Origin of the sequence: Nocardia flavorosea NBRC 108225 (assembly GCF_001613385.1) — a bacterium.
GTDB classification, from domain to species: domain Bacteria; phylum Actinomycetota; class Actinomycetes; order Mycobacteriales; family Mycobacteriaceae; genus Nocardia; species Nocardia flavorosea.
This window is the reverse complement of the sequence record NZ_BDCG01000004.1, coordinates 467,633-493,576: the sequence shown is the minus strand read 5'-3', so window position 1 is coordinate 493,576 and position 25,944 is coordinate 467,633. Positions and strand designations below refer to the sequence as shown.

Genomic DNA, 25,944 nt, shown 5'->3' with positions numbered 1-25,944 from the left:
TCGTGACTCATGGGAATACTGCACCCACGGTAATTACGCAGGAACGCCCGCCAGGACTGAAACCGAGCGATGTGCTCAGTGCGCCCTTGCGGATGGAGTTCGACTACACGCGTTCTGTGGGACCCATCATCGGCAAGTTCCTCACCGGCCTGCGCGAACGGCGCATCTTCGGTATCCGGGGCTCGGACGGCCGGGTGCTCGTACCACCGGCCGAGTTCGACCCGGTGACCGCCGATCCGCTGTCGGAGTTCGTGGAGGTCGCCACCACCGGCACTGTCAAGTCCTGGTCCTGGGTCCGCGATGTGCTGCCCGGCCAGCCCTTCGACCGGCCGTTCGCCTACGCGCTGATCCAGCTCGACGGCGCCGATACCGCACTGTTGCACGCGGTGGATGTGCAGAGCCCGGAGCAGATCAGCAGCGGTATGCGGGTCACCGCCCGCTGGGCCGACGAGCTCACCGGGTCCATCCACGACATCGTCTGTTTCGAACCCGGTGATGCCCCGACGGCGGAACCGGCGCCGGCCTCGGATGCCGAACCCGTCACGATAATCACCACCCCGATCGGGATGGACTACAAGCACACCGCCTCCCCGGAGGAGACCGCGTTCCTGCGCGGCTTGATGGAGGGCAAGCTGGTCGGCGGCCGCGCCGACGCGAACAGCAAGGTGTACTTCCCGCCGCGTGGTGTCGACCCGGTCGACGGACGGTCCACCGCGGACATGGTCGAACTCGCCGAGACGGGCACCGTCACCACCTTCTGCATCGTGAACGTGCCGTTCATGGGCCAGCGGCTCAAACCGCCCTATGTGGCCGCGTACGTGCTGCTCGACGGCGCCGATATCCCCTTCCTGCATCTCGTTCTCGGTATCGAGGCGAGCGAGGTGCGGATGGGTCTGCGGGTCAAGGTGGTCTGGAAGCCGCGTGAGGAGTGGGGCCACACCATGGCCAATATCGACCACTTCGAGCCGACCGGCGAGCCGGATGCCGACTACGACACCTACAAGCATCACCTGTGAGAGGGCTCCCCGCGTGACCATCACCGAGCGTTCCATCGATAACGCCACCGAGATCGCCGTCGTCGGCTTCGCGCACGCACCGCATGTGCCGGAGACCTACGGCACCACCAACGGCGTGGAAATGCTGGTGCCCTGCTTCCAGCAGCTCTACGACCAGTTGGGCATCACCAAGTCCGATATCGGCTTCTGGTGCTCCGGATCGTCGGATTACCTGGCCGGCCGGTCCTTCTCGTTCATCTCCGCGATCGACTCGATCGGCGCCGTCCCGCCGATCAACGAATCGCATGTGGAGATGGACGCTGCCTGGGCCCTGTACGAGGCGTGGGTGAAAATCCGCTCCGGACAGGTCCAGACGGCTCTCGTCTACGGCTTCGGAAAATCCTCCGCGAGCACCCTGCGCAAGGTCCTCACCACTCAGCTCGACCCCTACCTGGTCGCGCCGCTGTGGCCGGATTCGCTGTCCGTCGCCGGGTTGCAGGCCCGGGCCGGACTCGACGCCGGACGCTGGACCGAACGCGATATGGCGGCCGTCTCGGCCGCACACACCGTCGACGGAAAATCGATCGACGATCTGCTCGCCGCGCCCTACGTCGCCGACCCGCTGCGCGAACACGACTGTGCGCCCATCACCGACGGTGCCGCCGCGATCGTGCTCGCCGCCGGCGACCGCGCCCGCGAACTGTGCGAACGTCCCGCGTGGATCACCGGAATGTCGCATCGGATCGATTCCAGCGTGCTGGGCGCCCGCGATCTGACCGTCTCCCCCTCGACGGCCGCCGCCGGGCAGGCAGTGACGAACGGTGATACCAGCGGTATCGACGTCGCCGAACTGCATGCACCGTTCAGCCACCAGCAGCTCATCCTCGCCGAGGCGCTGGGACTGAAACCGGAGACCAAGGTCAACCCGACCGGCGGCGCGCTGGCCGCCAACCCCATGTTCGCCACCGGGCTGGAACGTATCGGCTACGCCGCGCTGCCCATCATGGCGGGCACCGCCGAGCGCACGCTGGCCCACGCCACCAGCGGCCCGGCCCTGCAACAGAACCTTGTGACAGTCCTGGATTCGGAGGCCCGCCGATGAGTTTCCCCGCCGCGGTGCTGGGCACCGGACAGACCCATCACGTCGCCAAGCGCGGCGATGTCTCGATGGCCGGGATGTGCCGGGAGGCGATCGACCGGGCACTGGCCGACTCCGGCCTGACCATGGCCGATATCGACGCCATCGTGATCGGCAAGGCCCCGGACATGTTCGAGGGCATGATGATGCCCGAGCTGTACCTGGCGGATGCGCTGGGTGCGCCCGGGAAACCGCTGCTGCGCGTGCACACCGCCGGCTCGGTCGGCGGCTCCACCGCCTGCGTGGCCGCCAACATGGTCCAGGGTGGCGTGCACGAGAAGGTGCTCGCCATCGCCTGGGAGAAGCAGTCGGAATCGAATGCCATGTGGGCGCTGTCGATTCCGGTGCCGTTCACCATGCCGGTGGGCGCGGGTGCGGGCGGCTACTTCGCGCCCCATGTGCGGTCCTATATCCGCCGGTCGAACGCGCCGCTGCATGTGGGCGCGATGGTTGCCGCGAAGGATCGCCGCAACGGGGCCAAGAACCCGCACGCCCATCTCAAACAGGGCGACAAGACGGTCGAAGAGGTCCTCGCCTCGCAGGTGCTGTGGGATCCCATCCGGTTCGACGAGACCTGCCCCTCCTCCGACGGCGCCTGCGCGGTGGTCATCGGCGGCGAGGAATCGGCCGCCGCGGTGGAGGCGTCCGGCAAGAAGGTCGGCTGGATCCACGCTACCGCCATGCGCACCGAACCGCTGGCCTACGCCGGCCGCGATCAGGTGAACCCGCAGGCCGGGCAGGATGCGGCCAAGGCGCTCTGGGCGCAGGCCGGGATCACCGATCCGCTGGCCGAGATCGACGCGGCCGAAATCTATGTGCCGTTCTCCTGGTTCGAGCCGATGTGGCTGGAGAACCTCGGTTTCGCCGCCCCCGGCGACGGCTGGAAACTCACCGATAAAGGCGAAACCGAAATCGGCGGCACGCTGCCGGTGAACCCGTCGGGCGGGGTACTCTCGTCCAACCCGATCGGCGCCTCCGGCATGATCCGCTTCGCCGAAGCCGCCAAACAGGTGATGGGCCGGGCCGGTGACTACCAGGTCGAGAACGCCCGCAAGGCGCTCGGCCACGCCTACGGTGGTGGCTCGCAGTACTTCTCGATGTGGGTCGTCGGGTCGGAACGCCCATGACACTGAAGTTCAGCCTCGGGGTCGCGCTCAGCCCGCTGGAACAGCTACCCGAACTGGCGAAAACGGCGGAGGAGGTCGGGTTCAGCTCGATCGCCCTGCCGGATTCGCTGTTCTATATGAAATCCCAGGCGGCGAAGTATCCCTACACCCCGGACGGCGCCCGGTTCTGGGGCCCGGACACCCCGTGGGTGGATCCGCTGATCGCCGCGACCGCTATGGCCGCGGTGACCACCCGGCTCCGCTTCTACACCAACGTGCTGAAACTGGGTTCCCGGAATCCGCTGCTGCTGGCTCGCCAGGTCGGGTCGGTGGCGAACCTGTCCGGTAACCGGTTCGGCTTCGGTGTGGGGATAGGCTGGGCACCGGAGGAATTCGAATGGTGCGGGGTGCCGTATGCGCGCCGCGGCGCGCGGGTCGACGAGATGATCGAGGTCATCAAGAAGGTCCTCGCGGGTGGCATGGTCGAGTACCACGGTGAGTTCTTCGATTTCGACGAACTGCAGATGAGTCCGGCGCCGAGCGAACCGGTTCCGTTCTATATCGGCGGTCATACCGAAGTGGCGCTGCGCCGTGCGGCCCGGGTGGGCGACGGCTGGACCTCGGCGATGATGAAATTCGAGGATCTGCAGACCACCATCGCCCGGCTCGGCGAACTGCGGGCCGAACACAACCGTGCCGATGTACCGTTCGAAATCCAGGCGGTCTGCGTGGACAAGTTCGGCCGCGACGGCTACCAGGAGCAGTACGACGCCGGAGTCACCGACGCGATCGTGATCCCCTGGCTGGCCGCCGGTATCGGATTCGACGGGGATATCGAGGCGAAGAAGGACGCGCTGCGCAAATTCGCCGACGAGAACATCCAGAACCCGATCACCTGAGCGTTGCCGCCACCGCTGGGGTGGCGGCAGCACAGGCTCGCCGAGAGGAAAACCCATGAGCAGCGACGAACATCCCGCACGGACGGCCGGACTGGCCTCACAGGCCGCTGTACGCGCCCGGGACAAGGACGCCTGGCTCGCGCTGTTCGCGCCGGACGGGATCGTGGAGGACCCGATCGGCCCCTCCGGTTTCGACCCCGAGGGCAAGGGACACCGTGGCCCGGAGGCGATTTCGGCGTTCTGGGACAAGGCGATCGCCGGCACCGATTCGATCGAGTTCCTGTTCGGTGATTCCTTCGCCTGTGGCGCGGAGGTCGCGTTCACCGGCACGATCCGCAGCACCATCGGCGGACACCGCATCGACGCCGAAGGTGTTTTCACTTACAAGGTGGACGACGCCGGGAAGATCCTGGCGCTGCGCGCGTTCTGGGAAGTAGATCGCGCGATGGCCACGGCCACCCCGATCGGCTGATCGGCTTCCGGGTTGCCCCCTCACAGCCCGCCTGCCGATCAGCTTCTCCACCGAAGCGGCCCCGCACACTTTCTCGGGCGTGCGGGGCCGCTTCGCGTTCGCCCGAGGTTCCCGCCCGATTGCAGTGCCCCGGACGCCGCCGGACGACTGAATCCGCAGCCGCTCACTACTTATCGTCGTACGGCTTCGGACGGTCGGTCAGGTCGATCCCGAGTGCATCGATGGCGTCTTCGCCGGTGCCGCCCGGCGGCGCCGGAGCGTCGGTGGAACGTAGGCGATATCGACCGGTCCGGTGTCGGTTCCCGGCGGGACGATCTCGTCGATATGGTCGAGCAGGCCGTCGTCGAGGAGCGTACCGGCTCCCGCAAGCAGGTCATCGAGCTGTTCGGGCGTGCGCGGACCGATGATCGCCGAAGTAACCGCCGGGTGGGCGGTCACGAACCCCAGGGCGAGGTGGGGCAGCGACAGCCCGGCCTGTTCTGCGATCCGGGCGACTGCTTCGACGGCGTCGAGCTTGCGTTCGTCGGTCATATGCCGCGGTGCCCAGTGCAGTCGCCCGGCCGACGCCGTTTCCGTGCTGCCCTTGCGGAGACGCCCGGCGAGCAGGCCCATCGCGAGGGGGCTCCACACCAGGACACCCAGCCCGTAGCGCTCGCAGACCGGCAGAATCTCGCGTTCGATCCCGCGGTTGAGAATCGAGTAGTGCGGTTGTTCGGAGCGGAAGCGTGCCAGGCCTCGCCGTTCGGCCACCCACTGAGCTTCGATGATCTCCGACGCGGGCAGGTTGGAATGGCCGATCGCCCGTATCTTGCCCGCGCGCAGCAGGTCGGTCAGGGCGCTGAGAGTTTCCTCGATATCGGTGCCGGGTTCAGGGTGGTGAGCTTGGTAGAGGTCGATGTGGTCGACGCCCAGGCGGCGTAGCGACCCCTCGACCGCGGATACGATCCACCGGCGGGAGTTGCCGCGCCGGTTGGGGTCCGACCCCATGGGCCCGTTGAACTTCGTGGCCAGCACGACATCGTCGCGGCGGCCGCGCAGGGCCTTGCCGAGGATCGTCTCGGAGATACCGTCACCGCCGTAGACGTCGGCGGTATCGATGAAGTTGATGCCGCCGTCGAGGGCGCGATGGACGATGCGCACGCAGTCGTCGGCATCGGGGTTGCCGTATGGTCCGAACATCATCGTGCCCAGGGCATAAGCGCTGACCTGGATGCCGGTCCGGCCGAGCGGGCGGATTTGCATGGTTCTCCTGCGACGGTAGCGGAGTGCGGCCGCGACCGGCCGCACTCCTTGCGGCGATGATCAGGACCGGGTGGATTCGGCCGCGACGTCGACGATCCAGGTGACGCCGAAGCGGTCGGCGAGCATTCCGAAGGCGGGCGCCCACTGCGCGGGACCGAACTCCTCGATCACGGTCGCGCCCTCGGCGAGCCCCTCCCACAAGGGCGTGACCTCGTCGATGCTCTCGCCACGGACCGAGAGGAAGAACGGCTCCTCGGTGATAGTGGTGCCGTTCTCACGACGGGTGGTGGGTGCGCCCGGATCGGCCGGCGCGTGCGGGCCGGGCACGTCGTAGGCCATGACCTGGAAGCCGTTATCGGCCACGACCTGGCCGAACACGATGTGGCCGGCGCCGGGGAGCTCGGCGGGCATTCCGAAGTCGGCATAGGTGGCGACGGTGAGCTGCCCGCCGAACACCGACTGATAGAACTCCAGGGCTGCCCGGGCCTGGCCGTGAAAGTTCAGGTGGGCGACAGCTTTGAGCGACATGGTGTTCCGGTCCTTCGCGAGTAGTTCCTGGTGCCGGAGGCTTCCGGCGACAAGAACGACGATGCCGGTAGTACCGGTCAGGGAACGTCCGCTTCTTATGGCATGGTCGAAACCATGCCGACAGCCTCTTCGACGACGACCTCCGGCCGGCTGCTGTCGCTGCTGTCCCTGCTGCAGGCCCGCCGGGATTGGCCGGGCGGTCTGCTCGCCCAGCGGCTACGCGTCAGCGAGCGGACCGTGCGCCGCGATATCGACAGGCTGCGCGAGCTGGGTTACCCCGTCCAAGCGGTGAAGGGCCCCGACGGCGGCTACCGGCTCGAAGCGGGTACGCAGATGCCGCCACTGCTGTTCGACGAGGAGCAGGCGGTCGCGCTGGCCGTGGCGCTGCGGATCGCCGCCGGGACGGGCACGGGTATCGAAGAGGCAGCCGCGCGGGCCCTGGCCACGGTGCGGCAGGTGCTGCCGGCGCGATTGCGCCAGCGTGTCGATGCCCTGCGGATCAGCGCGGCCGGACGCGGCACCGATCCTCAGATCGATACCGGGCTCCTGCTCACGCTGAGCGCCGCCATCCGAGCGGGCGAGGAGCTGCGGTTCGACTACCGTTCACCGGGACAACCCGAGGCCGCCGAGCCGCGCGCACCCCGCCGGGTGCAACCCCACCATTTGGTGGTGCGAGCCGGACGCTGGCACGTCGTCGGCTGGGACCCCGACCGCGGCGATTGGCGGACCTTCCGCGCCGACCGGATGACACCTCGAGTCCCGAACGGCCCACGATTCGCGCGCCGGGAAGTACCGGGCGGCGATGTCGCCACGTTTCTTTCGGCGCGGTTCAAGGGTTCTGAAGCCACGGATAGCTGGCCCTGCCGCGGCGAAGTGATCCTCGACCTGCCCATAGCGAAAGTTGCCCCGTTCGCCGGCGACGGAGTCGTCGAGCAACTCGGCACCGCCCGGACCAGGCTCACGGCGGGGTCCTGGTCCTGGGCCGCCCTCGCGGCAACGTTGGCCCGTTTCGACACCGAGATCGAGGTGATCGGCCCGCCGGAGCTGCGTGCGGCGTTCGCGGAGCTCTCCCGCCGGGCCGGACGCGCCGCGGGAGCCGGTTAGGTCGACCGGGATCGACGCGAGCGAAGTAACGCTGGCAGGTCCGCCGATCCAGAGTGCAGGAGCCTGCAGTCGCCGACCCTTGATAGAGCTTCGGTCCCGCTCCCCTCGGGAGTGCGGGACCGGCTCGTGGTTGCTCCGGGCTCGCCCATAGCGCGGTGGACCGTCACGTGGTTCGACCCAATCCAGTTCGCCGGTACTGCCCGAACGTCACCGGGCACGGAACGCGGCGCGCGGCAGGGCCGCAACTACGTCCCGAAGATCGGCATGGTCACCAATTCGTGGCCCGTTCGTGAACTGCTGAACGCCCGGCGCCCTCTGAAAGTTTCGGCCCCGCACCCGGAGGATGCGGGGCCGAACTGTGGGCCGCGCCGCCGCCACAACGGCGCGGCGCACACTCGATTCCGGTTACGGGCCGGCCCCGGACACCAGCGGTACCCGGGGCCGGAGGCTTATACCGCGGCGCTCAGCTCGCGGTCTGCCCCGTCACCGGGCAGGTCTTGTAGTCGACCTGGAACTCCTTGACACCGTTCAGCCAGCCGGAACGCAGCCGCCGCGGGTCACCCAGTTTGGAGATATCGGGCATATGGTCGGCGATCGCGTTGAAGATCAGGTCGATCTCGAGCTTGGCCAGGTTGGCGCCGATGCAGTAGTGGGCCCCGGTACCGCCGAAGGCCACATGCGGATTGTCCTCACGCATGATGTCGAACTTCATCGGGTTCTCGAAGACGTCTTCGTCGAAGTTCGCCGACCGGTACACCATCAGTACCCGCTGGCCCTTCTTGATCTGCACGCCGCCGAGTTCGGTGTCGGAGAGCGCAGTGCGCTGGAAGGTGGTGATCGGGCTGGCCCAGCGGATGATCTCGTCGGCCGCGGTCTTGGGGCGTTCCTTCTTGTAGAGCTCCCACTGGTCCGGGTTCTCCAGGAAGGCGATCATGCCGTGGGTGATGGCGTTGCGGGTGGTTTCGTTGCCGGCGACCGCCAGCAGCATCACGAAGAATCCGAATTCCTCGGATTTGAGGGCTTCACCGTCGATATCGGCCTCGACCAGGGTGGTGACGATATCGTTGGCCGGGCACGCCTTGCGGGCCTCGGCCATCGCATAGGCGTAGCCGAGCAGTTCGGTGGAGGCCTGCACCGGGTCCACATCGATTTCCGGATCGTCGTAGCCGGTCATCTCGTTGGACCAGGTGAATACCTTCATCCGGTCTTCCTGCGGTACGCCGATCAGTTCGGCGATCGCCTGCAGGGGCAGTTCGCAGGCGATCTGGGTGACGAAATCGCCCGACCCGGCCTCGGCCGCGGCCTTGACGATGGCCTCGGTCCGCTTCGACAGCTCGTCCCGGAGCGAGTTGATCGCGCGCGGCGTGAACCCACGCGAGATGATCTTGCGCATCCGGGTGTGCTCGGGCGGGTCCATGTTCAGCAGGATGAAACGCTGCAGTTCGATCTGCTCACGCTCGATATCGTCGTTGAACCGCGGCAGCGCTGTGTTCTCGAAGGTCGAGAAGACATCACTGCGCCGCGAGATCTCCTTGATATCGGCATGTTTGGTGACGACCCAGAAGCCGTCGTCGTGGAAACCACCGACCTCGGGCGATTTCTCCTGCCACCAGATCGGCGCGCTACGGCGGAGTTCGGCGAACTCCTCGATCGGCACCCGCTGCATGTACATGTCAGGGTCCGTGACGTCGAACCCCTCCGGCAGGTTCGGTCGGCCCATGCGCGTATCCACCACCAGATGTCTCCTTCGACAAACTGAAACACGTTCTACAATCATTGAAGCACAGGCATAAGAACGAGGAAAGAAACCGGACTGAACTCACCTCCGCCCGTGTGCGGAACACGTTACAGTTTTCTGTCCGAAACGAAAGGTTCAAGATGGGCACACCCGTTATCGTCGAGGCAGCTCGCACCCCCATCGGTAAGCGCAACGGCTGGCTTTCCGGGCTCCACGCGGCCGAGATCCTCGGTCTCGCCCAGCGCGGACTGCTCGATCGCGCCCACCTCGATCCCGCCAAGGTCGAGCAGATCATCGGTGGCTGCGTCACCCAGGCCGGCGCCCAGTCCAACAACATCACGCGAACCGCCTGGCTCGCCGCCGGACTGCCGTGGCAGATCGGCGCCACGACCATCGACGCCCAGTGCGGTTCGGCTCAGCAGGCCAACCATCTGATCGCCGGGCTGATCGCCACCGACGCCATCGATATCGGGGTCGCGTGCGGCGTCGAGGCGATGAGCCAGGTACCACTGGGCGCCAATGTCGGCGACCAGGCGGGCCCGCGCCGGCCGGCTTCCTGGGATATCGATATGCCCAACCAGTTCGAGGCCGCCGAGCGGATCGCCAAGCGGCGCGGCATCACTCGCGACGACGTCGACGCACTCGGTGTCCGGTCGCAGCGACTGGCCGCCCAGGCCTGGTCCGAGGGCCGCTTCGACCGCGAAGTGCTGACGATCACCGCCCCGGTGGTCGACAAAGAGGGCAACCCCACCGGCGAGAAGCAGGAGGTGAGCCGCGACCAGGGGCTGCGGGAGACCAGCGCGGAGAGCCTGGCCAAGCTGAAGCCGGTACTGGAGGGCGGTATCCATACCGCCGGCACCTCCTCGCAGATCTCCGACGGTGCCGCGGCGGTGCTGCTCATGGACGAGAAGGCCGCCGAGCGGGAGGGCCTGCGGCCGCGCGCCCGGGTGGTAACCCAGTGCCTCGTGGGCTCGGAGCCGGAGTTCCATCTCGACGGACCGGTGCAGGCCTGCAGCCGGCTACTCGAACGATCCGGGATGACCATCGACGATATTGATCTGTTCGAGATCAATGAGGCTTTCGCCTCTGTCGCGCTGTCGTGGGCTCAGGTCCACAAGCCGGATTTCGACCGGGTAAATGTGAACGGCGGCGCGATCGCGCTGGGCCACCCGGTCGGCTCGACGGGGTCGCGGCTGATCACCACCGCCCTGCACGAACTCGAGCGGTCCGATCGCAGCACCGCAATGGTTCTCATGTGCGCCGGTGGCGCACTTGCGACGGGAACGATCATCGAACGACTGTGACGCTACGCCGAATTCACCGGCGATGATCCGGCGGATCCGGGGTGTTAGTGCCCCTTCACAGGCACGAGCCCCGGATCTCCGTAATTTCCACACGTAGGTTGAACGTTCATCTCACCGTTGAGCAGACGTGTCGCACGCCACACAAATCGCTATACAGTGCCTCAGAAGGGGCATCAGCAATCCGAAGGCTACTCGCCATCCACCCGGGAACACCCCCCGGAGGGGCGGCTACCTGGCAGTATTACCGGCCCACAAGTTCCGTGCGGGGTAACCCGCAAACGCGATACCACGGTCCACTTCACCGGATACAACCTAGAAGCTTCAAGGAAATCCTGAATCAGGCGTAGGTTTTCAGTTACTGAGCCGCTAATATCAATGATAGGTATCCGAGATAACGACTGTTGGTACAGTGAAGGGAATTGGGCGGCTCACAATGGCTGATTTCGCGGCGCGGCTGAACAAGCTGTTCGAAACCGTGCATCCCCCGGGGCGTAAGCCGCACACCAATGCAGAGGTAGCGGCCGCACTGACGGCATCCGGTCATCCGATCTCCAAACCGTATCTGTCGCAGTTACGGTCGGGCCAGCGGACGAATCCGTCCGATGAGACGGTCGCCGCCCTGGCGAAGTTCTTCAAGGTCAAGCCCGACTACTTCTTCAACGACATCTACGCCGCGAAGATCGACCACGACCTCGAACTCCTGGCGCAGCTACAGGGTTACGGGCTGCGTCGGCTGTCCAGCCGGGCCTTCGACCTCTCCGAGGAGTCGCAGAACCTGCTGACGTCCATGGCGGAGAAACTGCGTGCCAGCGAGGGTTTGCCCGAAGTTCCTCCGGACGGAACGGAATAGGACCGGAAACAGGCACGGTGCGAGCCTCATCGGGATCGCACCGTGCTCGTTCATGTCAGGGGGTAACCGTCATACGGGCGGCAGAGCAGAGAAGAATTTCTACGGCAGCAGTATCGTCGAACCTCGAGATCTGCGGTGCCCGATAATCACAGTACCGACCACTCGGCATCATTCGCGAGCCGCCCCAAGTGTTATCACAGTGACGTAACGGACGTACCGCATACCTCGGGCAACTAGCGCGAAGCAGGCTCCCGTTGCGCGGCCTGTTCCGGCAGCGCGTCGAAGGCCTGGGCAATCGCCTGCACCCAACCGCGCGGGCTGATCCCCTCCGGCGGCGCGATCCACCGGGCATCCACCACCGCCGGTCCCAGCGGGTGCTTGGCCCACTCGGCAACCCGTTCGGCCCGCCGGCCGATCGCCGGCGGGGGGTCACCGGCAGCAGCGATCTCCACGCCACCGCCCGACTGCAGGTACAGCGCGTCCATGATCTGCGCCACCCGATCCGAGGCCTTGAGCTGGGTAGATGTCCCGGTTTCCTCCTGGACCACCTCCGGGAACCGCTTCACCATCACCTTGTGCAGGCTCTGCACACGGCGCAGCAACAACCGCGCCCGCAACCACATTTCGACCACGATCCACACCGCACCGAACGCAATCAGCAGCGCGGCAACCTGCCACAGCGGCCACGCCCACGTCGGCTTGCCCGGTTCGGCGCCGGGGGCATCGGCGAGCCCGCGCTGGATCTGCCCGGCGGCCAGCCCGATCACCAGCGCGGTTCCGGCGATGTATATCGCGATACCGCGGCCCAGCGCCGTCCAACTGAGATTGCGCAGCCCGGTCACCACAATGAAAATCCCCGCGGCCGCGACGACGGCCCAGCCGGGAGTGAACGACCACAGCAGCGCGGCGACAATCGCCAGAACCCCGAGACCGTATATCCCCCAGGCGATCTGGCGCAGATTCCGGCGCGAAACCACCGGCCAGGCCGCGGAGGCGACCACCGAGGTCGCGGTGGCGAACAGCAGCCAGGCACCGACGACCACGCCCTCGGACAGCAACCCACCAGGCAGACCACCGGGCAGTAGATTGTCGATCGACAGCCCCACATCGGGGATCGCCGCGGTACAGGCCAGAGCTACGGCAGCGACGGCGACCACGATCGCCACCCGGGCGGTGGTCGCCGGTTTGACGAGAACACGCCCCACCCGAGCGCCGGCGGCGACCCAAACCAGGAGGGCGGTCAACCAGAACGTCATCCCAGAGCCTCATCGAATCGAAGGACCGAGACGCCCGCGCCCCGGCTGTTGAAAACGCGCAAACGTGTCATCAGCATGGCGGCGAACGTTTCGGCCTCCCATTCGGCCTGGTCGTTCTCGCCGTCCTCGAGGGCAGTCTGATGTGCACGCTGACTCAGCATGTAGGCGATCAGATCGTCACTCACCTCGAGCGTCACCTCGGTGGCCGGGGCACCCTCGTGGTCGAAAACGATATGACCCAGCTCGTGCGCGAGCGTATGGTCGCGACTCGGCAGCGCGCTGGCCAGCACGATGATGTCCTTGGCCGGGTAATACCGTCGCTGCCCGCAGACACCGGGGCCGAGATCGGCATCGGCGATCTCGATCGGCCGGCCGCGCTCGGCGGCCACCGCGTCCACCACCTGATCCAAGGTGGTGGCGTCGGCGTCGGCGGCGATCGCGCACACCGCATCCACGGCGGCCGCGACGCGGCGGTAGGCACGAGCACTCTGTGTTTTGCTCTGCGTCATCGCGATCACGCACCCGTTCCGAAGAATTCGGACCGCGCGGCATCGATACGCGCCTGGGCCTGCGCGGCGCTCTGATAGCTCATCACGGCCGAACCGCCACCGGCAATGGCCAAGGCGACGAGCCCACCGATCACCGACAGCAGTTCCGGCTTCGGCAACAGGCCTTCGGCGCTGGTCGGGCGCACAGTGTGGTTCGGCGGTGCGGCGGCCACTGGTGGCGCGCTCGGGGCGGGAGCCGGAGCACCGGGTGCGGCGGGGGCCGGAGCCGCGGGAGCGGCAAGACCCGCCCCGACCGCGACATCCACCGCACTGGGTGCGCCGGGGGCCGCACCGGCGCCGCCGGGCGCGGGCAATGCCAGCGGCGGCCCGACCGGAGCCGGCGGTACCGGCGGCAACGGCAACAGGAGAAGGAGCAGCGGGGCGGCCGACCCCACACCGGCCGACCCCAGGGCGGCCGAACCGGTAGCAGCGGAACCGGCGGCCGCCGAACCCGTGGCCGCGGAACCCACTGCGGCCGAACCGAGCCCGGCCGAACCGGTACCGAGCACCCCGACACCGGCCGAACCGAGCGCCGCCGAACCTGTACCCAGCACGCCGATCCCGGCGGAACCCACTGCGGCCGAGCCCGTTCCGAGCGCGGCGGAACCGGTACCGAGGCCGGCCGAACCGGTGGCCCCCAGACCGGCGCCGGCAGAACCCACTGCGGCGGAACCGGTGCCGAGCGCAGCCGAACCCGTTCCCGCGGCCGCGGAGCCGGTCACCGCCAAGGGCGCAAGCGCCGCCGACCCGACCGCTGCCGAACCGGTGCCGAGAATCGTGCCGAGCGCGGTGCCCAGACCGATCGGGCCCACGGGTTCGGCAACCTCGCCGGGCGCGGGTGCGGCAGAAGCCGCGGAGTCAGCTGTCGGACCGGTCGCTGTGGAGCTACCGCGGCCCGGGATATCCAAAGTTTGCCATTGCGCGACCTCGCCGGATTCCGAACCACTGCTCCCGGTGGCGCCCGGCGGCCCGCTCGGCTCCTGGGCGGAGGGCACACCGGCCGGCGCGGGCGGCGCATCGGCGGGTGCGGGTGCGCCCGCACTGCCGGTACCGACGCCGGCGCCCGGGCGGTCGCCCTGGGCCGGCGCGGCTGCCCCGGGCCCCTCGTTCGGCCGATCGGGAATTCCGAGGGGTGCACTGGGGCCTGATTCCGGACCGGCGTGGCCGGGCGGCGTCGCCCCGTTGCCACCACTTCCGGTCGGCCCCTGCTCCACCTTGGGCGAGCGGCCCGGTTCGGCGGCTGCGTATCCCGGCCCCCCGAGTAGCGCCAGGCAACCCACTGCCCCCGCTACTGCGAGTAATCGCTTGCTGCGACCAACGGCCATGCGCCAGCCATCCCCTCGATCGATATTGCGGATCCCCCGGTGATGACGCCTTCCGGGCAGAACGAACAGATGGTTGCCCATGGTAAACCAGGGCTCTGACCGGCGCATAACAAAGTCGCGAGACAGCAGACGCCTCATGCTCCGGCGCAGGTGGAGGGACAGGCCACAGCGTCGATAACACGATCGAGCATGGGATTACTCACACTTACCGCTCGGCCGATCAGGTAACTGAGCCGCCCGCACAGCGGCAGTCCCCGACCGGCAGCCGGCCCGCAGCCCGCAGCGAGCGGCCCGCGCCGCGACGATCGTCTCGTCGGAGCGTCGGAGCGTCGGAGCGTCGGAGCGTCGGAGCGTCGGAGCGTCGGAGCGTCGGAGCACGATCGCCACCGCCGTCCCTTGCCCGCAGCCGCGGCCGATTCGCCGGATTCGGTCCAGATCTGGCCGGCCGACCAGAAATCGGCGGCGGCGCTGCGCTGGAGGCGCCACCGGCCGGAGAACGCGGTCGACCACTCCGTACCAGCGGGTGCCGACGGCCGCTGACCCGAATCCGTCCCGGTCTAGTTCGGGTGTGGGGAGGACGGCGGGGTCGAAACCACGGCCGACGACCACCCCGTAGTACGAGCGGGACTGCGCGCGCTGTACTCGAAACCGAACCAGGCCTGCACGTCGTCGCCGAAGTCGCTACCGCGGAGGACGTCGTCGACTACGCCGCCGCAGGTCGCCGGCAGCGAGCACTCCCCAGCTCCCCACGCCGGCTCCGGTAAAGCATGTCCGTCTGCGGCCGGCGTCATCCGAAGTAGGCATCGCACCCGGAACAGTGTCCCCGGTGCCCGGCCAACTTATCCGTGCCCGGACCTCCCGCTGCAGCGTGCGGCCCAGAGACATCCCGAGTCCGCGGGCAGTGAAGGCATGTTCGCGAATCGTGCATCGGCCTCAGCGGTGTTCGCAGGCCGCGGTCCGAGCACGGTCTCTGCACCCCGGTCCCGGCAAGCGCGGCGGCACTGTTCCCTCAACGGCACAGAAAGATGTGCTCAACCGGACCGGGAAATGGCGCACTATCGGAGAAGGGGCCTATCGGGACTCGCGCCGGGGCGACCGGCAGGCCCGCCGGAGGGGCGGCACGCCGTGTTCTGTCGCCGGCCCGGTCATGGCGCGGAGCACCCCGGCGGGGCGCAGACTCGACCATGCGGCCCGCCGGGTGCTCGGAGAAGGCCGGCTACGCTCCGTAGACCGGCTCCGGCGCGGCGCCCTTCGAGATCAACTCCGCCACCACGGGGCCGAGCTCGGCCGGATCCCAGCGCATCCCGCGGTCCACCGGGACGCCGTGCCGCCAGCCTTCGGCCAGGGCGATACGGCCACCCTCGACCTCGAACATCCGGCCGGTGATCCCGGCCGATTCCGGACTGCCCAGCCACACCACGATCGGCGAGATGTTCTCCGGCGCCATGGCGTCGAACCCGTCCTCCGGTTTGGCCATCATGTCGGCGAAAACCGTTTCGGTCATCCGGGTGCGGGCCGAGGGCGCGATGGCGTTCACGGTGACGCCGTAGCGGCCGAATTCGGCCGACGCGGTGAGGGTCAGGCCGGCGATACCCGCTTTGGCGGCGCCGTAGTTACCCTGGCCGACACTGCCCTGCAGGCCGGCGCCCGAGCTGGTGTTGATGATCCGGGCGTCGACCGGGCGGCCGGCCTTGGATTCCGCGCGCCAATACGCGGCCGCGTGCCGCATGGTGGCGAAATGGCCCTTCAGATGGACCCGGACCACCGAATCCCATTCGACTTCGGCGAGGTTGACCAGCATACGGTCGCGGACGAAACCGGCGTTGTTGACGAGCACATCGAGCCCGCCGAAGGTATCCACGGCCTGCTGGATCAGCCGCTGCGAACCGTCCCAGCTCGCCACATCGTCGCCGTTGGCGACCGCTTCGCCTCCGGCCGCGCGGATTTCGGAAACGACCTGTTCGGCAGGTGTTTCGGCCGTGGATTCACCGCTGAGGCTGGTGCCGATGTCATTGACCACGACCTTCGCGCCCGCGGCCGCGAAGGCCAGTGCGTGCGCGCGGCCGATTCCCCGGCCGGCGCCGGTGATGATGACTGTCCGTCCGGCGCAGATGCCCTCGGTTGCCATATCCGTTCCTATCCTCGATGGTCGTCACTGGTGTTGTCGCGTCGGTGGGGCGGCGCGGCCGCGTCAGGGCTGGGCGGGCGTCGCCGCGCCGGTGGAATGGGCGGCGTTGGCGGCCGAGAGGAAGGCCGGCGGTTCGCCGCCGCCGTGGATCTGCAGGGTGGCGCCGCTGATGTATGCGGCGAGCGGGGAGAGCAGGAATGCCACCCCGTTACCGACATCTGCGGGCCGCGCCATCCGGCCCATCGGGATCGTCTGCCCGACGGCGGCCACACCGTCGGCGTCGCCGTAGTGCAATTCGGCGAGTTCGGTTTCCACCGCGCCGACGACCAGCGAGTTGATCCGCACCCGGGGCGCCCACTCGGCGGCCAGCGAGACGGTGAGCGCGTCGACTCCGGCCTTGGCCGCACCGTAGGCGGCAGTACCGGGTGAGGGCCGGTGACCGCTGAGGCTGGAGATGTTGACGATCGAACCGCCGGATTCCTGTTCGCTCATCACCGCATGCGCCGCCTGCGCAACGTGCAGGGCGGCGAGCAGGTTCAATTCGATGATCTTGGTGTGGAATTTCGGGCTGGCATCGGCCGCCAGCGCGTAGGGCGCTCCCCCAGCGTTGTTCACCGCGGCGTCGAGCCGGCCGTACCGGTGCACGATCTCCGCGATCATCGCCTGCACCGCCTCGGCGTCACGCACATCGCAGGGCAGGAAGTCGATAGCGCGCCCGTCCACTTCCACCAGAGTTTCCGCCGGTCGGCGCGCACACGCCACCACGGTCGCGCCGGCGGCCAGCAGGACCCGGCTGATACCGGCGCCGACACCGCGGACGCCTCCGGTTACCAGAACGACGCGATCGGACAGGTCGATTTCGAGTGCCACCGTGTTAACCTACCAAGCAATTGCTTGCTTAGCCAAGATGCTCGAGAATGCGAGATGGGATACGCGATGGGGATCACCCGCCATTCGGAATCCGCCGGTATCGCCGTGGTCACGGTCGACTATCCGCCGGTCAACGCCATACCCTCGGACGGCTGGTTCGCCCTCGCCGACGAGATCCGCGCGGCGGGCCGCGACCCGCAGACCCGCGTGGTGGTGCTGCGCGCGGAGAACCGGGGCTTCAACGCCGGCGTGGATATCAAGGAAATGCAGCGCACACCCGGCCATCAGGCGCTGATCGACGCCAACCACGGCTGCTACGAGGCCTTCGCCGCCGTCTACGACTGCCCGGTCCCGGTCGTCACCGCGGTCCAGGGCTTCTGCCTCGGCGGCGGAATCGGCCTCGTCGGCAACTCCGACATCATCATCGCCTCCGAGGACGCCACCTTCGGCCTGCCCGAGGTCGACCGCGGCGCGCTCGGCGCGGCGACCCACCTCTCCCGGCTGGTCCCGCAGCACCTCATGCGCGCCCTGTTCTTCACCGCGAGCACAGCCACCGCCCAGCAGCTGCACCACTACGGTTCGGTACTGAAGGTGGTCCCCCGCGACGAACTCGACGCCGCAACACTCGAGGTCGCCAAGGACATCGCCGCCAAGGACGGCCGCGTGATCCGGGCCGCCAAACGCGCGCTCAACGGAATCGACCTGCAAGACGTACACCGCAGCTACCGCTACGAGCAAGGGTTCACCTTCGAACTGAACCTCTCGGGCGCCTCGGACGAGATCCGCGAGCGGTTCGACGACGACCTGGCAGCGCAGAAGGACAAGAACTGACATGGAGCGTAAAACCATGCGAGACAAGCGGAAATCGCTCGACGAGATCGTCGGCGAACTGCGCAGCGGAATGACCATCGGCATCGGCGGCTGGGGATCGCGGCGTAAGCCGATGGCCCTGGTGCGGGCACTGCTGCGGTCGGATGTCACCGATCTCACCGTGGTCACCTACGGCGGCCCCGACCTCGGGCTGCTGCTTTCGGCCGGCAAGGTCCGCAAGGCCTACTACGGTTTCGTCTCCCTCGACTCCGCACCTTTCTACGATCCGTGGTTCGCCAAAGCCCGCACCTCCGGGCAGATCGTGGCCCGCGAAATGGACGAGGGCATGCTCAAATGCGGGCTGGAGGCGGCCGCCGCGCGGCTACCGTTCCTGCCGATCCGCGCGGGCCTCGGCTCGGATGTGCCGAATTTCTGGGACGGTGAGCTGACCACCGTCACCTCGCCCTACCCGGGGCCGGACGGTAAATCGGAAACCCTGATCGCCATGCCCGCGCTGAACCTCGACGCGGCGCTGGTGCACCTGAACATCGGTGACGCGCACGGGAACGCCGCGTACCAGGGGGTGGACCCGTACATGGACGATCTGTTCTGCATGGCCGCCGAGAAGCGATACCTGTCGGTGGAGCGCATCGTGGACACCGAGGAACTGGTGAAAACCGTTCCGCCGCAGTCGTTGCTGCTCAACCGCATGATGGTCGACGCGGTAGCCGAGGCGCCGAACGGCGCGCATTTCACCCTCGGCGGGGAAAGCTACGGACGAGACGAGAAGTTCCAGCGCCATTACGTCGAAGCCGCCAAGTCGCCGGAAACGTGGCAGACCTTCGTCGACACCTACCTCAGCGGCTCCGAAGACGACTACCAGGCCGCCGTCGCGCGATTCAAGGAGGAGCAGTCGTGACCAGCACCGAAACCATCACCCGGGCCGAGGTGTGCGCGATCGCCTGCGCCGAAATCTTCCGGGATGCCGGGGAAATCTTCGCCAGCCCGATGACGCCGATGGCACAGTTGGGTGCCCGGCTCGCCAAACTCACCTTCGAACCCGATCTGCTGCTCTCCGACGGCGAGGCGTTCTTCCTCGCCGAAACACCACCCATCGGCGGTAAGGCACCGGTGGAGGGCTGGATCCCGTTCCGCCGCGTTTTCGATGTCCTGGCCTCGGGCCGCCGCCATGTGGTCATGGGCGCCAACCAGATCGACCGCTTCGGCAACCAGAACCTCTCCGCCTTCGGACCGCTGCAACAGCCGACCCGGCAGATGTTCGGGGTCCGTGGCGCGCCGGGGAACACAATCAACCACCCGACGAGCTATTGGGTTGCGCGGCACACCCGGCGAGTTTTCTGCGAGAACGTCGATATCGTCGCCGGCATCGGTTACGACAAGATCGACCCCGAGAACCCCGCCTACCGGTTCATGAAGGTCCACCACGTGGTCACCAACCTTGGTGTATTCGATTTCGGCGGACCCGGCCACACCATGCGCGCGCTGAGCCTGCACCCCGGCGTCACCGCCGAAGAGGTCGCGGAGAACACCTCGTTCGAAATCGCCGACCTCGGTACCGCCGGGGAGAGCCGGTTGCCGAGCACCGAGGAACTGCGGATCATCCGTGAGGTCCTGGATCCCAAGAAGATCCGCGAGAAGGAGGTCCCGCAGTGACACCCCGGCTGCGGACCCCGCTGACCGAACTCGTCGGGATCGAACATCCCGTCGTGCAGACCGGGATGGGCTGGGTGGCGGGCCCGAGCCTCGTTTCGGCCACCTCCAACGCGGGCGGACTGGGGATCCTGGCCTCGGCCACCATGACCTACGCCGAACTGGAAACGGCCATCGCCAAAACCAAGGCGCAAACCGATAAACCGTTCGGCGTGAACATCCGTGCCGATGCCTCCGACGCCCCCGAGCGGATCGACCTGCTGATCCGCGAGAACGTGAAGGTCGCATCGTTTGCGCTGGCGCCGAAGAAAGATCTCATCGCCAAGCTGAAAGACGCCGGTGTGGTGGTGGTTCCGTCGATCGGCGCCGCCAAGCATGCGGTGAAGGTCGCCTCGTGGGGCGCCGATGCCGTGATCGTCCAGGGTGGCGAAGGCGGCGGGCACACCGGCCCGGTCGCGACCACCCTGCTGCTGCCGTCGGTACTGGACGCCGTCGATATCCCGGTCGTCGCGGCCGGCGGTTTCTACGACGGTCGCGGCCTGGCCGCCGCCCTCGCCTACGGCGCCGCCGGTGTCGCCATGGGCACCCGGTTCCTGCTCACTCGGGAGAGCAGCGTCCCGGATTCGGTGAAACAGGAGTACCTGCGCCGGCAACTCGGCGAAACGGTGGTCTCGACGAAGGTCGACGGTATGCCCCACCGGGTGCTCAACACCGAACTCGTGCAGAAGCTGGAGGGTTCCGGCCGTATCCGCGGACTCACTGCGGCAGTCGGCAACGCGACCAAGTTCAAGAGTATGACCGGCATGAAATGGTCCACCATCGTCCGCGACGGCCTGGCCATGCGCAAAGCCAAGGACCTCACCTGGTCGCAGGTGATCATGGCGGCCAACACTCCGATGCTGTTGCGCGCCGGACTGGTCGAGGGCAATACCGAAGCCGGTGTGCTCGCGGCCGGCCAGGTGAGCGGCATCCTGGACGATCTCCCGACCTGCCAGGAACTCATCGACCGGGTCGTCACCGACGCGGTCGCCCGGATCAGTACCCTCGCCGCCCTCCCCCACGGCACCGAATCGGCAAGCTGACCGACGTATACCGGTGGCCCGTCCCCGATAGTGGGGGGCGGGCCACGTTTCTTGTCGGTACCGCTCACTACCTTACGAGGCTCGTCGAGCAAATCGTCCACGGTGAGGACATACGGCGGCCCTTGGGACTTACCCGCTCCTACCCACAGGACGCGGTTGTCAGATCGCTGCGCCTACAGGCTCGTACCTCGGTGTCCTTCGGCGGAGCCGAAGACCCGGTGACCGGTATCCGGCTGTCCCCGGCAGAGGCCGACCTGTCGATCGGTGACGGCCCGGACGTGAGTGGAACCGCACTGTCGCTGCTCCTCGCCATCTCCGGACGCCGGGGAGCACTGGACGACTTATCCGGGCCGGGAGTCGCCACATTGGCCACCCCCGCTTGACCGATTTTTCCTGCGCCGCGGCCGTCGTGCCACTCGCGCCGCCACCGTTATACGGCGGTGAACATCGATCTCAGCTCCTGTGTGATGTACTGGACATTCTGCAGATTTCTGCCGTAATCGAAATACGTGCCCGGCATCCGAGGACGGCTCTCGATGCGTACCTCACAGCGGTCTTCCCCCTGCGAAAGGACAGTGACACCGAGCTTCTCGCCGAAGCTCTTCCATGTGAATCCCGTTCGTGCTTCGATGCGGCCCAGCATCGGATCCCGCTGTTTCACAGTGGCCCCGGTGGACTCGATCAAGCGAACCGCGCGGTCGAACACGTCCATTGCATCGGAAGCCAGCACCACAGATTTCTGTTGCCGCACGGACGTGTCCACGCCCACGCGACGGGCAGAGCGGATACTCGCTCCCAGCACCAGCGCCATGATCACACCGAAGAACAGACCGACCACCACCGCTGTGAAGACAGCGCTGCGCGGGTCTTTGGTGGTAATCCAGGTATAAAGCCCGATGAGAAGAACGAGCAGAGGGCCGGTCCGCACAAAGACCCCACCGTAGACGCTCAACGAATCACGCACTGCTCCAACCTAATCAATCACTGTCACGCTGGTGGCCGTCATGTCATATCCGTCCGGATCCGCGCTCCGGCCGCGACGACGGCGAAGATTCCGGGACGGGTGCCGCCTGTTCAGCGCCTCGACATTCACGCCACAAAGCCTCCGGACCGGCAACGGGAGCAGAATCTCGTGTCCGATCGGCCGAGTCATGGCCGATCATTCGGATATGTGAACCGGTTGTAGTGGTCGCGGTCGAGTTCCGGCATACCGTCGGCGACGGAAACGGTGCGGCACCGGGCGGTCATCCAGGACGTGCGAGTGGTGTGGGCGCGGCGGACGTCTGCGCCGGGGGGCGATAATCGCCGGGGCCGGTCCGCATGTTCACATCCCGGCACTCAGAACGGCGCACCGGAGAAAGGGGCGGCGCGATCGCAGGGCACGGGTTGCGGATGTTCGGGGTCGAGGGCGTTGAGGGCGAAATAGGCCGCTCGGCGTGACCCGGCCAGTCCTGCGTGATCCGTGTAGTCGACCGGGCATCCTTCCTGGACCACGATGTTGTGGACGTTGCTGCCGCCCGGTGGCAGACCGGAGGTGTACGGCACGACGAGCTCGTCGTATTGCGTGGCGATATTGGTGTATTCGATCTCGGGCAGGTAGTGTCCGCCCGCCCGGATCGCGTGCATGAACGGCGAGCCGGGGTCCAATTCGGCGCACGCGTGGCGGATCGGGAAGCGCTCCGGTTGTATCCCGAGCCGCCGGGCGAGTGGTAGAACGATGTCAGCACCGGCCACGGCGGTGCCGTTCCACGCGGGAGCCAACGAGACATATTTGCCGATTTTGTCCCTGCCGCCGAGGTACTTCACGTAGTAGGCCGGCATCACCGTCCCCTGCGAATGGCCCACGATATTCACCCGGGCCGCCCCCGTGGCGGCGAGAACACCGTCGACGAACACGCCCAACCGGCGGGCACTCTCGGCGATTTCGCCCATTCCCCCGACTGCCGTGACCGGCCACGGCAGTCCGGCCGGGGCACCGTAGGTGAGGGAGAATACGCAGTACCCTGCTTTTTCACCGCCAGCCCTGTCACGACCGCACCGAAAACTGCCAGCAGCTTCCTCATGCGCGGAACCTGGCAAATGCTTGGTCGACGCAGGGGGGGCTTCAGCCGAAAGGCGTCTCCGGGCGTTGCTGGAGTTCGTCGTCGAGGTACAGATCCACCTTCTCGTTGTAGAAGCAGGCCAACCCGGCGATCTTCTGACTCTCCGGGGTGGGTGTGCGGTAGATCCACACCAGATCCGCGTACTCCGTGCCGCCGACCTCGATGTTCCAGTAGTCGGCATTGCCCTTGTACGGGCAGCTGGTGTGCGTATCCGACGGCCGCAACAGATCCATCCGGATATCGGTCAGCGGGAGGTAGTAGCGGGCGGGCAGGCCGGTTTCGAACAGAATGCGGGGTGTCCGTGAGTCCGCCACGGTGACCCCGTCGATCTCTACTCGCACATGCCGGGAACTGGCGAGGATATCGACGCGCGAGTACGGGTCGCGGGGGTGGACATAGATGGGCTCGTCCTCCTCGAACCATTCGTCCATCGCGTTCCATTCCAGCCGAACCAGTTCACTCAACTGCGATGAGCCGGGATAGATCCGCGCGGCACCGGCCGCGACGGCCCCATCGACCACGACGTCGTAGCCGACCCCGTCGCCGCGGCGCCGCGAGAGGTGCGTGGTGCCGTCCGGTTCCAGTTTCGCGCGCAGGTCGGCTGTCGGGATGTAGTAGGCGGGATAGTAAGGAATCTCCCATACCAAGGCGGGCCGGACGGTATCGGCGACCAACTGCCCGCCGAAGTAGACCCGCACCCGCTTCTGGATCGTTTCGACCCGGATCTCGTCTCGCTGCGCCTCGGTCATACCTCTCGAGCCTACGCCGGGGACGGCGTGGGCCGAACGCAAAAGGCAGGCCCCGTCGATAGACGGGGCCTGCGCCGGGACCTCTTGTGGAGGTCAGTCTCCGACCGTCAACGCCTGCGCTTCCTCCACGCTGTGCGGGGCGGGATCGTGGTCGTCGATATGGGCCAGCGCTTTCCGGCCCGCCAGCAGGACCACCACACCCACCGCGGTACAGGCTGCACCGACCCAGAACGGCAGCGAGATGCTGGTCTCGCCCAGTTTGCCCGCCAGCCACGGCGCGGCGGCGCCGCCGGCGAACCGGACGAAGCTATAGGCGGCGGAGGCGGTGGAGCGCTCCACCGGCGCGGAGACCATGACGGCCTCGGTGATCAGGGTGTTGTTCACACCCAGGAACAGCCCCGCGACGACCACACCGGCGATCAGCACCGGCTTGTGCTCGGCGAACAACGCCATCACGGCCAGGTCGGCGGCGAACAATCCCACCGCGAGCGCGATCATCGGCAGGGTGCCGAACCGGGCCTGCAGTTTCGGGGCGACGAACACCGAGGAGATCGCGAGCAGGATGCCCCAGCCGCAGAAGATGAAGCCGATGGCGTAGGTACCCATATCCAGCGGGAACGGGGTGTACGCGAGCAGGGTGAAGAATCCGAAGTTGTACAGCAGTGCGGTGATGCTCACGACCAGCAGTCCGCGATGACGCAGCGCTTTGAAGGGCGCGGCCAGCGAAGTCGGTTTCGCGGCGCGCGGGCCTTCGGGCAGCAGGACGACGATGGCGACCAGCGCGACGGCCATCAGCACCGAAACGCCGAAGAACGGCCCGCGCCAGCTGATTCCGCCGAGCAGGCCACCCACCAGCGGTCCGGTGGCGATACCGATACCGAGTGCGGCCTCGTACAGGATGATGGCCCGCGCTACCCCGCCGGTGGCGGAGCCGACGATGGTGGCGAGTGCGGTGGCGATGAACAACGCGTTGCCCAGACCCCAGCCGGCCCGGAACCCGACTATCTGCCCGACTGTATCGGACAGTCCGGCGGCCGCCGCGAAGACGATGATCAGTGCCAGACCGGCGAGGAGCGTTTTCTTCGCGCCGAACCGGCTGGACACCACGCCGGTGACGAGCATGGCGACGCCGGTGACGAGCATATAGCTGGTGAACAGCAGCGATACCTGAGAAGGGGAAGCGTTGAGCTGTTCACCGATGGGTTTGAGGATCGGGTCGACCAGGCCGATGCCCATGAACGCGATAACGCTGGCGAAGGCGACCGCCCAGACTGCTTTCGGTTGTTTGGCGGTGGTATCGGCCGGCGCGGTGGCCGCAGTGGTCGTGTTGCTCATGAAGGTGTCCTCGGTAGCGAATCCTGTTCGGCTGCGGTGTCGATCGCCGCCAGCAGTTCGCGAAGGTCGCCCGCCATGCGGGCGAGTCGTTCGGTGTCGAATCCGGCGAGCCGATCACTCAGTGCATTGCGTACAGCCGCCCGGAAGGCGGCGAGCCGGGCGCGCCCGACGGGGGTCAGTTCTACGAGTACGCCGCGGGAATCGGCGGGGTCGCGGCGCCGTGAGGCGTAGCCCTGTGACACCAGCCGGCCGATCAGTGCGGTCGCGCTGGGTTGTGACGAGCGATCGATCCGGGCGAAATCGCCGATCCGTAGCGCACCGTGATGGTCGAGTACGGCCAGGGCGCGCACTATGGCGCGGGGTAGATCGTCGGCACTGATCTCGCCGACCGACCGCGTGAGCCGCCCCGCGGTGACGATCAGGTCGACGACGGTGTCGTCCTTCTCGGTCCACGGGTACGGCTGCACCCCAATATTGTTACATAGGCTAACTATCTATTTCCAGCCCTGCCGGTGGGATGCCCGCCACATGCGGCAGTTGAGCGGCGGAGGTCGCACGGGGGCTGCTGCCTGCCACATCTGGGCAGCGACCACAAGCAGGGAGCAGTTCTTCCTTCGAGTAGAAGAACCGGTGCAGCATCGGACGCGTAACCTTCGCCGTCGGCGACATCCGACAGATTCAGCTTCCTGTGT

The 25,944-nt window shown here is 67.3% G+C and carries 24 protein-coding genes and 2 pseudogenes; 13 read left to right on the top strand and 13 right to left on the bottom strand.

Features of this window, described 5'->3' with window-relative positions:
• The first annotated feature begins 2 nt into the window (after positions 1 to 2).
• Genes NFL01S_RS06135 through NFL01S_RS06115 form a run of 5 tightly spaced genes read left to right on the top strand, consistent with a single transcriptional unit; the run spans position 3 to position 4,610 of the window.
• A complete protein-coding gene (locus NFL01S_RS06135; RefSeq protein WP_371851776.1) occupies positions 3 to 1,016 on the top strand; it encodes a Zn-ribbon domain-containing OB-fold protein in 1,014 nt (337 codons plus the stop codon).
• 13 nt (positions 1,017 to 1,029) lie between these two features.
• Positions 1,030 to 2,097: a thiolase family protein gene (locus NFL01S_RS06130; protein WP_245670533.1), complete on the top strand. Its 1,068-nt coding sequence runs from the start codon at positions 1,030 to 1,032 to the stop codon at positions 2,095 to 2,097.
• A complete protein-coding gene (locus tag NFL01S_RS06125; protein ID WP_062972255.1) occupies positions 2,094 to 3,260 on the top strand; it encodes a thiolase family protein in 1,167 nt (388 codons plus the stop codon). Before NFL01S_RS06130 ends, NFL01S_RS06125 begins: the two co-directional genes overlap by 4 nt.
• Before the next feature lie 2 nt (positions 3,261 to 3,262).
• A complete protein-coding gene (locus tag NFL01S_RS06120) occupies positions 3,263 to 4,138 on the top strand; it encodes a TIGR03619 family F420-dependent LLM class oxidoreductase (protein WP_062972509.1) in 876 nt (291 codons plus the stop codon).
• 55 nt (positions 4,139 to 4,193) lie between these two features.
• Positions 4,194 to 4,610 (top strand): nuclear transport factor 2 family protein, encoded by a 417-nt coding sequence (locus NFL01S_RS06115; RefSeq protein ID WP_062972253.1) that lies wholly within the window; start codon positions 4,194 to 4,196, stop codon positions 4,608 to 4,610.
• Between the two features lie 198 nt (positions 4,611 to 4,808).
• On the opposite strand, the gene NFL01S_RS06110 is transcribed toward NFL01S_RS06115, so the two are convergent.
• Both NFL01S_RS06110 and NFL01S_RS06105 read right to left on the bottom strand, forming a co-directional pair.
• Positions 4,809 to 5,852, bottom strand: coding sequence for an aldo/keto reductase (locus NFL01S_RS06110; RefSeq protein WP_062972251.1), 1,044 nt, complete (start codon positions 5,850 to 5,852; stop codon positions 4,809 to 4,811).
• A gap of 60 nt (positions 5,853 to 5,912) precedes the next feature.
• Positions 5,913 to 6,380: a VOC family protein gene (locus tag NFL01S_RS06105; RefSeq protein ID WP_062972249.1), complete on the bottom strand. Its 468-nt coding sequence runs from the start codon at positions 6,378 to 6,380 to the stop codon at positions 5,913 to 5,915.
• A 114-nt stretch (positions 6,381 to 6,494) separates the two neighbouring features.
• Here NFL01S_RS06105 and NFL01S_RS06100 point away from each other — a divergent pair, with 114 nt between their 5' ends.
• A complete protein-coding gene (locus tag NFL01S_RS06100) occupies positions 6,495 to 7,484 on the top strand; it encodes a helix-turn-helix transcriptional regulator (protein WP_062972506.1) in 990 nt (329 codons plus the stop codon).
• A gap of 463 nt (positions 7,485 to 7,947) precedes the next feature.
• Here NFL01S_RS06100 and NFL01S_RS06095 read toward each other — a convergent pair whose 3' ends face one another.
• Positions 7,948 to 9,204 (bottom strand): cytochrome P450, encoded by a 1,257-nt coding sequence (locus NFL01S_RS06095; protein WP_062972247.1) that lies wholly within the window; start codon positions 9,202 to 9,204, stop codon positions 7,948 to 7,950.
• Between the two features lie 158 nt (positions 9,205 to 9,362).
• Between NFL01S_RS06095 and NFL01S_RS06090 the strand changes: the two genes are divergently transcribed.
• Complete coding sequence (locus tag NFL01S_RS06090; protein ID WP_062972245.1) at positions 9,363 to 10,526, top strand: steroid 3-ketoacyl-CoA thiolase; 1,164 nt, start codon at positions 9,363 to 9,365, stop codon at positions 10,524 to 10,526.
• 433 nt (positions 10,527 to 10,959) lie between these two features.
• Positions 10,960 to 11,376: a helix-turn-helix domain-containing protein gene (locus tag NFL01S_RS06085; RefSeq protein WP_033244044.1), complete on the top strand. Its 417-nt coding sequence runs from the start codon at positions 10,960 to 10,962 to the stop codon at positions 11,374 to 11,376.
• A gap of 233 nt (positions 11,377 to 11,609) precedes the next feature.
• Here the strand turns inward: NFL01S_RS06085 and NFL01S_RS06080 are convergent, their stop codons facing one another.
• The 5 genes from NFL01S_RS06080 to NFL01S_RS06060 form a co-directional block, all read right to left on the bottom strand.
• Complete coding sequence (locus NFL01S_RS06080) at positions 11,610 to 12,632, bottom strand: hypothetical protein (protein WP_062972243.1); 1,023 nt, start codon at positions 12,630 to 12,632, stop codon at positions 11,610 to 11,612.
• Complete coding sequence (locus tag NFL01S_RS06075; protein WP_062972504.1) at positions 12,629 to 13,141, bottom strand: ImmA/IrrE family metallo-endopeptidase; 513 nt, start codon at positions 13,139 to 13,141, stop codon at positions 12,629 to 12,631. Before NFL01S_RS06075 ends, NFL01S_RS06080 begins: the two co-directional genes overlap by 4 nt.
• 5 nt (positions 13,142 to 13,146) lie before the next feature.
• Entirely contained in the window at positions 13,147 to 14,505 is a 1,359-nt protein-coding gene (locus tag NFL01S_RS35225; RefSeq protein WP_157116269.1) for a hypothetical protein, read from the bottom strand.
• 1,216 nt (positions 14,506 to 15,721) lie between these two features.
• Complete coding sequence (locus tag NFL01S_RS06065) at positions 15,722 to 16,633, bottom strand: SDR family oxidoreductase (RefSeq protein ID WP_062972239.1); 912 nt, start codon at positions 16,631 to 16,633, stop codon at positions 15,722 to 15,724.
• A gap of 63 nt (positions 16,634 to 16,696) precedes the next feature.
• A complete protein-coding gene (locus NFL01S_RS06060; protein WP_062972238.1) occupies positions 16,697 to 17,503 on the bottom strand; it encodes an SDR family oxidoreductase in 807 nt (268 codons plus the stop codon).
• 66 nt (positions 17,504 to 17,569) lie between these two features.
• Between NFL01S_RS06060 and NFL01S_RS06055 the strand changes: the two genes are divergently transcribed.
• The 5 genes and pseudogenes from NFL01S_RS06055 to NFL01S_RS06035 all read left to right on the top strand — a co-directional run.
• A complete protein-coding gene (locus NFL01S_RS06055) occupies positions 17,570 to 18,334 on the top strand; it encodes an enoyl-CoA hydratase family protein (RefSeq protein WP_062972502.1) in 765 nt (254 codons plus the stop codon).
• Between the two features lie 16 nt (positions 18,335 to 18,350).
• Positions 18,351 to 19,232 (top strand): CoA transferase subunit A, encoded by an 882-nt coding sequence (locus NFL01S_RS06050; protein ID WP_157116295.1) that lies wholly within the window; start codon positions 18,351 to 18,353, stop codon positions 19,230 to 19,232.
• Positions 19,229 to 19,987, top strand: coding sequence for a CoA-transferase subunit beta (locus NFL01S_RS06045; RefSeq protein WP_062972234.1), 759 nt, complete (start codon positions 19,229 to 19,231; stop codon positions 19,985 to 19,987). The genes NFL01S_RS06050 and NFL01S_RS06045 overlap by 4 nt, the downstream gene beginning before the upstream one ends.
• Positions 19,984 to 21,066, top strand: coding sequence for an NAD(P)H-dependent flavin oxidoreductase (locus tag NFL01S_RS06040; RefSeq protein ID WP_062972224.1), 1,083 nt, complete (start codon positions 19,984 to 19,986; stop codon positions 21,064 to 21,066). The genes NFL01S_RS06045 and NFL01S_RS06040 overlap by 4 nt, the downstream gene beginning before the upstream one ends.
• Positions 21,067 to 21,140: 74 nt before the next feature.
• Positions 21,141 to 21,449 (top strand): annotated as a pseudogene (locus tag NFL01S_RS06035) (maleylpyruvate isomerase mycothiol-dependent enzyme family protein); the annotation flags it as partial.
• A 47-nt stretch (positions 21,450 to 21,496) separates the two neighbouring features.
• Here the strand turns inward: NFL01S_RS06035 and NFL01S_RS06030 are convergent.
• The 5 genes and pseudogenes from NFL01S_RS06030 to NFL01S_RS06010 all read right to left on the bottom strand — a co-directional run bounded on the left by NFL01S_RS06030 (position 21,497) and on the right by NFL01S_RS06010 (position 25,719).
• On the bottom strand, positions 21,497 to 22,030 hold the full coding sequence (locus NFL01S_RS06030; RefSeq protein WP_157116267.1) for a hypothetical protein: 534 nt from the start codon (positions 22,028 to 22,030) through the stop codon (positions 21,497 to 21,499).
• A 374-nt stretch (positions 22,031 to 22,404) separates the two neighbouring features.
• A pseudogene (locus tag NFL01S_RS06025) lies at positions 22,405 to 23,070 on the bottom strand (lipase family alpha/beta hydrolase); the annotation flags it as partial.
• A 100-nt stretch (positions 23,071 to 23,170) separates the two neighbouring features.
• The gene (locus NFL01S_RS06020; protein ID WP_062972220.1) at positions 23,171 to 23,917 is read right to left on the bottom strand and encodes a DUF427 domain-containing protein; all 747 of its coding nucleotides are present in this window, start codon (positions 23,915 to 23,917) and stop codon (positions 23,171 to 23,173) included.
• Between the two features lie 93 nt (positions 23,918 to 24,010).
• A complete protein-coding gene (locus NFL01S_RS06015) occupies positions 24,011 to 25,252 on the bottom strand; it encodes an MFS transporter (RefSeq protein WP_062972219.1) in 1,242 nt (413 codons plus the stop codon).
• Positions 25,249 to 25,719 carry a MarR family winged helix-turn-helix transcriptional regulator gene (locus tag NFL01S_RS06010; RefSeq protein ID WP_062972218.1) on the bottom strand — a complete coding sequence of 157 codons (471 nt, stop codon included), beginning with the start codon at positions 25,717 to 25,719 and terminating at the stop codon, positions 25,249 to 25,251. The genes NFL01S_RS06015 and NFL01S_RS06010 overlap by 4 nt, the downstream gene beginning before the upstream one ends.
• Positions 25,720 to 25,944: the final 225 nt, after the last annotated feature.